Annotated in this window: 7 protein-coding genes; all 7 read left to right on the forward strand. The window is 67.7% G+C overall.

Translation table 11 applies throughout. The features are described from left to right. Positions 1-1,089 (forward strand): precorrin-6Y C5,15-methyltransferase (decarboxylating) subunit CbiT (gene cbiT / locus EOA38_RS24585; RefSeq protein ID WP_127300451.1); only part of this gene is annotated, 1,089 nt, incomplete at its 5' end. Beyond that, the gene (locus tag EOA38_RS24590) at positions 1,086-1,472 is read left to right on the forward strand and encodes a cobalamin biosynthesis protein (RefSeq protein WP_126093191.1); all 387 of its coding nucleotides are present in this window, start codon (positions 1,086-1,088) and stop codon (positions 1,470-1,472) included. The genes cbiT and EOA38_RS24590, both read left to right, overlap by 4 nt. After that, a complete protein-coding gene (gene cobM / locus EOA38_RS24595; RefSeq protein ID WP_126093190.1) occupies positions 1,469-2,233 on the forward strand; it encodes a precorrin-4 C(11)-methyltransferase in 765 nt (254 codons plus the stop codon). Before EOA38_RS24590 ends, cobM begins: the two co-directional genes overlap by 4 nt. After that, positions 2,230-3,045 carry a uroporphyrinogen-III C-methyltransferase gene (gene cobA / locus EOA38_RS24600; protein ID WP_245464642.1) on the forward strand — a complete coding sequence of 272 codons (816 nt, stop codon included), beginning with the start codon at positions 2,230-2,232 and terminating at the stop codon, positions 3,043-3,045. Before cobM ends, cobA begins: the two co-directional genes overlap by 4 nt. Next, entirely contained in the window at positions 3,042-4,358 is a 1,317-nt protein-coding gene (locus tag EOA38_RS24605; protein ID WP_126093189.1) for a cobyrinate a,c-diamide synthase, read from the forward strand. The genes cobA and EOA38_RS24605 overlap by 4 nt, the downstream gene beginning before the upstream one ends. Beyond that, complete coding sequence (cobS, locus tag EOA38_RS24610) at positions 4,355-5,122, forward strand: adenosylcobinamide-GDP ribazoletransferase (RefSeq protein WP_126093188.1); 768 nt, start codon at positions 4,355-4,357, stop codon at positions 5,120-5,122. The genes EOA38_RS24605 and cobS overlap by 4 nt, the downstream gene beginning before the upstream one ends. Positions 5,123-5,146: 24 nt before the next feature. After that, on the forward strand, positions 5,147-6,157 hold the full coding sequence (cobT, locus tag EOA38_RS24615; RefSeq protein WP_126093187.1) for a nicotinate-nucleotide--dimethylbenzimidazole phosphoribosyltransferase: 1,011 nt from the start codon (positions 5,147-5,149) through the stop codon (positions 6,155-6,157). The last annotated feature ends 160 nt before the right edge of the window (positions 6,158-6,317 follow it).

The raw sequence follows: 6,317 nt of genomic DNA on the forward strand, positions 1-6,317 counted from the left end.
CTGGTCGCATCCTTGGCCAAGGGTGAAGCCCGCCCGTGGCCGACGCCCTTCGATGCCGAGATGCGCGATGTGCTGGCGCTGGCGGGCAAAAACGTCTGCGTGCTTGCTTCCGGCGATCCATTCTTCCACGGCGTCGGCGTCACGCTGGCGCGCAAGGTCACGCCGGATGAGATGCTCGCGCTGCCGGCACCGTCGTCGCTATCGCTGGCCGCTTCGCGCCTCGGCTGGGCGCTGCAGGATGTCGAGACCAAATCGCTTCATGGCCACCCGATCGATCTGATCCGCCCCCTGCTCCATCCCGGCGCGCGCATCCTCGCGCTCACATCGGACGGCGACGCACCGGCGGCCATCGCAGGACTGCTCGACGAGAATGGCTTCGGGCCTTCGCGATTGACGGTCCTTGAAGCGCTCGGCGGTCCCGAGGAAAAGCATCGCACCGCCCGCGCCGATGCCTTCGATCTCAAAAAAATCAATTCGCTCAACGTGCTGGCGCTTGAAGTTGAATCGACGACGGATGCGCGCATCCTGCCTTTGACCGTCGGCCTTGCCGATCATCTGTTCGAGCATGACGGCCAGATCACCAAACGAGAGATCCGCGCCATCACACTGTCGGCGCTGGCGCCTCGCCGCGGCGAGTTGCTGTGGGATATCGGCGCCGGCTCCGGCTCGATCGGCATCGAATGGATGCTCGCCCACCCTTCGATGCGCGCCATCGCCATCGAGGCCGACGAGGAGCGCGCCGCCCGCATCCGCCGCAACGCCGCGCATTGCGGCGTGCCCGGCCTTGTCGTGGTCGAAGGCACGGCACCCAAGGCGCTCGCCAAGCTCGAGACGCCGGACGCGATCTTCATCGGCGGTGGCGGCAGCGATGCCGGCGTGCTTGGGAAGGCGATCAAGGCGCTGAGTGCCGGCGGCCGGCTCGTCGCCAACGCGGTGACGCTGGAGATGGAAGCGCTGCTTCTCGATCAGCACACCAGGCGTGGCGGCGACCTCACCCGCATCGCGCTTTCGCGCGCGGCACCGGTCGGGTCCATGCAGGCCTGGCGTCCGGCCATGCCGGTCATGCAATGGAGCTGGGTGAAGCCATGATGGTCGCGGGCATCGGCAGCCGGAAAGGTGTGACGGCGCGCGACGTGCGCGCCGCGATCGAGACCGCGCTCGAAGCGCACGGGCTGGCGATGACAGCACTTTCGGCGCTCGCCACAGGCGAAGTCAAACGCGAGGAGGAAGCGATCTTCCTCGCCGGGCGCGACCTCGACCTGCCGGTGATCGTTGTCACCGACGACGCGTTGCAGGCCGCTTCCGGCGGCACAGTTAGCCATTCCGAACTGTCAGAGACTCATGCCGGCACGCCGTCGGTTTCGGAAGCCTCGGCGCTGGCAGCGGCCGGCAAGGACGCAAAACTGCTCGGGCCGCGCACCGTGCTCGGCCCGGTGACCTGCGCCATCGCTCTTGGCGGAGGCACCGCATGACGGTCCATTTCATCGGCGCCGGCCCGGGCGCGGCCGACCTCATCACCTTGCGCGGCAGTCGCCTGCTGGCGACCTGCCCCGTATGTCTCTATGCCGGCTCGATCGTCGCGCCGGAACTGATCGAACATTGCGCGCCGGGCACCAGACTGATCGACACCGCGCCGATGTCGCTCGACGAGATCGAGGCCGAATATCTCGCCGCCCACAAGGCCGGCCAGGACGTCGCGCGCCTGCACTCCGGCGACCTTTCGGTCTGGAGCGCGGTGGCCGAACAGATAAGGCGGCTGGAAAAACACGGCATTCCTTACACGCTGACGCCGGGCGTCCCCTCCTTCGCCGCTGCCGCTGCCGCGCTGCGCCGCGAGCTCACCATTCCCGAGCTCGCCCAGAGCCTCGTGCTCACTCGTGTCTCCGGCCGCGCCTCGAAAATGCCGCCCGGCGAGACGCTTGCCGGCTTCGGCCGCACCGGCGCCACGCTGGCCATCCATCTTGCCATCCACGCCATCGACAGCATCGTCGCCGATCTGACGCCGCTCTACGGAGCCGAGTGCCCGGTAGCGGTCGTTTTCCGCGCCTCCTGGCCGGACGAGCGCATTCTGACCGGCACTCTGGGCACCATCGAAGCGCAGCTCGCGGAAAACCCGATGGAGCGCACGGCGATCATCTTCGTCGGCAGCGCCTTGGCCGCGCAGGATTTCGGCGAAAGTTCACTTTACGACGCCCACTACCAGCGGCGTTTTCGCGGACGGGACGGATTGTGAACTACGGCGCCAACAGAAACGGACGGGCAACGGTCGAGCAGGCACTGGCGCGGCTGAACTTCAAGCCGCGCGCGCTGGAGCCCGGCCATGTCTGGCTGGCCGGCGCCGGCCCCGGCGATCCCGGCTGCCTGACTCTGGAAGTGCTGGCGGCGCTTGGCCAGTGCGACGCGCTGGTTTATGACGCGCTGGTCTCGCCCGATGTCGTGGCGGTTGCTGAAGGCGCCGAGCTTTTCTACGCGGGAAAGCGCGGCGGCCAGCCCTCGATGAAGCAGGACGACATCAACGCCCTACTGGTGCGTCTTGCCCGCGAAGGCCGCCGCGTCGTGCGCCTGAAGGGCGGCGATCCCTATATTTTCGGCCGCGGCGGCGAAGAAGCTTTGGCGCTCGCGCGCGAAAACATTCCGTTCCGGGTGTTGTCCGGCCTGACCTCCGGCCTGAGCGCCTTGGCCGCGACCGGCATTCCCGCCACCATGCGTGGCATCAACAAGGCCGTCATCCTCGCCACCGGCCATGCCGCGGGCACCGATGACGACATCGACTGGGCCGCGATCGCGCGCACGGGCCAGCCCGTCGTCGTCTATATGGGCATGGCCAATCTGCCGGTGATAGCGGCGAAGCTGCTCAGCGGCGGCCTTGCGCCCTCCACTCCTGCCGCCGTGATCGTCGCGGCGACCACGCCGCAAGAGCGCATCGTTGTCGCAACGCTCGTGACAATCGCCGAGGCGGCCGCGGCCGCCGGGCTCGCCTCGCCGGCGCTGATCGTCGTCGGCGAGATCGTCGCCATGCGCGCGGCACTGGCAGGTGGATTGTGACCGCCCGCGCGATCATCATCGGCGCGCCGCGCTCCGGTTCGGGCAAGACCAGCGTCACCATCGGCCTGCTGCGCGCGCTCGCCCGGCGCGGACTGAAGGTGCGCGGCGCGAAGTCCGGGCCGGACTATATCGACCCCGGCTTCCACGCCGCCGCCACGGGCCTGTCAGGCGTCAATCTCGACGGTTGGGCGATGTCCCCTTCCCTGCTCAACGCTCTGGCCGCACAGGCAGCGGAGGATGCCGAATACGTCATCCTCGAAAGCGCGATGGGTCTGTTCGACGGCATCCCCGCTCCGCAAGGCCGATCGGGCTCGGCTGCCGATCTCGCCAGGCTCTATGGCTTGCCGGTGCTTCTGGTGCTCGACGTTTCTGGACAGTCGACCACGGCGGCTGCCGTAGCCAAGGGTTTTGCCACCTACGATCCGGATGTGCGCATGGCCGGCGTCGTGCTCAATCGCTTGGGCAGCGAACGCCACCGGCGATTGTCGGGCGACGCGATCGAGGCGATCGGCTTGCCGGTGGTCGGCGCCATCATGCGCGACCCCACCCTTAACCTGCCGGAACGGCATCTCGGTCTTGTGCAAGCCGGCGAATACGAAAACCTGATGGCGCATCTCGACCGGCTGGCCGATATGGTCGAGAAGTCGCTCGATATCGACGCCATCCTGGCGTTGGCGACACCGCTGGAACCGGCGGCTGGCGACTTCGGCGATGCATTGCAGGCGCCGGGACAGCGCATCGCGCTGGCCGAGGACTCTGCCTTCACCTTCCTCTACCCGCATGTCGCCGCGCATTGGCGCATGGCCGGCGCCGAGATCGTGCCCTTCTCCCCTCTCGCCGACGAGGCGCCGGCCGAAGACTGCGATGTCTGCTGGCTGCCCGGTGGCTATCCCGAATTGCATGCCGGCAAGCTTGCGGCCGCGACGAACTTCCGCGCGGGAATGGTGCGCTTCGCACAGACAAAGCCCGTGCACGGTGAGTGCGGCGGCTTCATGGTGCTGGGCGAGGTGCTGGAGGACGCGGACGGCCAAAGCCACAACATGCTCGGCCTGCTCGGCCACTCGACCAGCTTCGCCAAGCGGAAGATGAATCTCGGTTACCGTGAGGCGCGCCTACGCGCCGCCTGCCCGTTGGGGCCCGAAGGCACGCTGATCCGCGGTCATGAGTTCCACTATGCGCAGATGACGGCCACCGGCAATGACGAGCCGCTGGCCGACCTCGCCGACGGCCAGGGCAACCCGCTTGGAGCCTCCGGCTATCGACGCGGCCATGTCAGCGGCACCTTCTTCCACGCCATTGCGAGGGGCGCATGAGCCCTTCCGCACCTCGGCAATTGCTTGACGATATCGGCCTCAGCCTCGTCTTCTTCACCAGGTTGAGGCTGCCGTCTAGCGATTTCGGCGGTCGCAGCCTTGCCGACGCGATCTGGGCGGCACCCTTTGCCGGTCTCGCCGTCGCCATCATCGGCGCGCTCGTCTACGCTGTCGCTTCCGGGCTGGGTGTAGCCACCGGTCCGGCCGCAGCGCTCGCCCTTGCCGCGACGATGCTCGCCACCGGCTGCCTGCACGAGGACGGACTTTCCGACATCGCCGACGGCTTCGGCGGCGGCAAGACGCGCGAGAAGAAGCTGGAGATCATGCGCGACAGCCGCATCGGCGCCTATGGCGCCGCTACCCTCGGCATCTCGCTGCTCATCCGCTGGAGCGCGCTGTCCGCACTGGCCGGCCCCAGCCATGTGTTCCTGGCCCTCCTTGCTGCTCACGCCGCCTCGCGCGGGCTGTTCGGCGCCTTCATGCATCTTCTGCCGCCCGCCCGCTCCGACGGTCTTTCCGCCACTGCCGGCACTGTCAGCGCCGAGACCGCTATCATCGGCGCGGCACTTGGCGCCGTGTCGCTATTGGCGCTCGGCCTTGGCGGCGCGATTGCCGCACTCGTCTTGCTCAGCCTCTCGTTTACCGCCTTCCGCGCGCTTTGCCACCGTCAGATCGGCGGCCAGACCGGCGACACGATCGGTGCGCTGCAGCAGCTCGGCGAGATCGCGGTCCTGCTCGTTGCCTCAGTTTCCCTATCCCTCTGACTCTCAACTGGAGACATTGCCCCCATGTCGTTCAAATCGCTCGAAGACCTTCGCGCCGCCTGCCTCGATCTGCCCGCCGGCAGCGACGCCGCCGCTGGTGCCGTCGCCCGACGGCAGGACACTCTGACCAAGCCGCAAGGCAGCCTCGGCCGGCTGGAATCGATCGCCGCCTGGCTGGCCCGCTGGCAAGGCCGCGAAATGCCGAAGCTCGACGCAGTGAAGGTCTTCGTCTTTGCCGGCAACCACGGCGTCACCGCGCAGGGCGTGTCGGCCTATCCGTCGGAAGTCACGGTACAGATGGTGGCGAACTTCGCCGGCGGGGGTGCTGCCATCAACCAGCTCGCCCGTGTTGCCGGCGCCAAGCTCGATGTCATCCCGCTCGATCTCGACCATCCGACCGGCGATTTCACGCAGGTGCCGGCCATGGACGAGCAGGCCTTCCTCGCCGCCGTCTCGGTCGGCTATGACGCCGTGACCAAGGACCTCGATCTCGTCTGCTTCGGCGAGATGGGCATCGGCAACACCACGCCGGCCGCCGCGATCTCGGCCGCCCTCTTCGGCGGCGGCGCGGAAAAATGGACCGGCCGCGGTACCGGCGTCGACGACGCAGGCCTGATCCGCAAGATCACCGCGATCGAGGCCGGCCTCAAGCGCCATGCCGATTCGCTCTCCGATCCATTGAAGATTGCCGCGGCACTCGGCGGACGCGAGCTTGCAGCGATTTTCGGCGCAACGCTCGCCGCCCGCCGCAACAATATCCCGGTGCTGCTCGACGGCTTCGTCTGCACCGCCGCCGTTGCACCGTTGGCAAGGCTGCATCCGACCGGGCTTGCCCACACCATCGCCGCTCATGTCTCGGCCGAATCGGGCCACCGCCGCCTGCTCGAAGCGCTCGGCCTGCCGCCGCTGCTCGACCTCGGCATGCGGCTCGGCGAAGGCTCCGGCGCCTGCCTTGCGGTCAACATCGTCCGCTCGGCGCTGGAATGCCATGCCAGGATGGCGAGCTTCGCCGAGGCGGGTGTATCGGAGAACTGACAAGCGGCAAGCCGGTTGAAGAACCAGCTTAGCACGCGGGCCGCATGATCTGATCTAGGCCGTTGTTGAATAGAGTTCCTTCGCAATCGGCTCCGGTTTTCCTGGAACTCTTAGCGCGGCTCAGCGTTTCACGGAATCGCTGAACCGCTCTAAGTATTTG

Origin of the sequence: Mesorhizobium sp. M1E.F.Ca.ET.041.01.1.1 (genome assembly GCF_003997355.1) — a bacterium.
Taxonomy (GTDB): Bacteria; Pseudomonadota; Alphaproteobacteria; order Rhizobiales; family Rhizobiaceae; genus Mesorhizobium.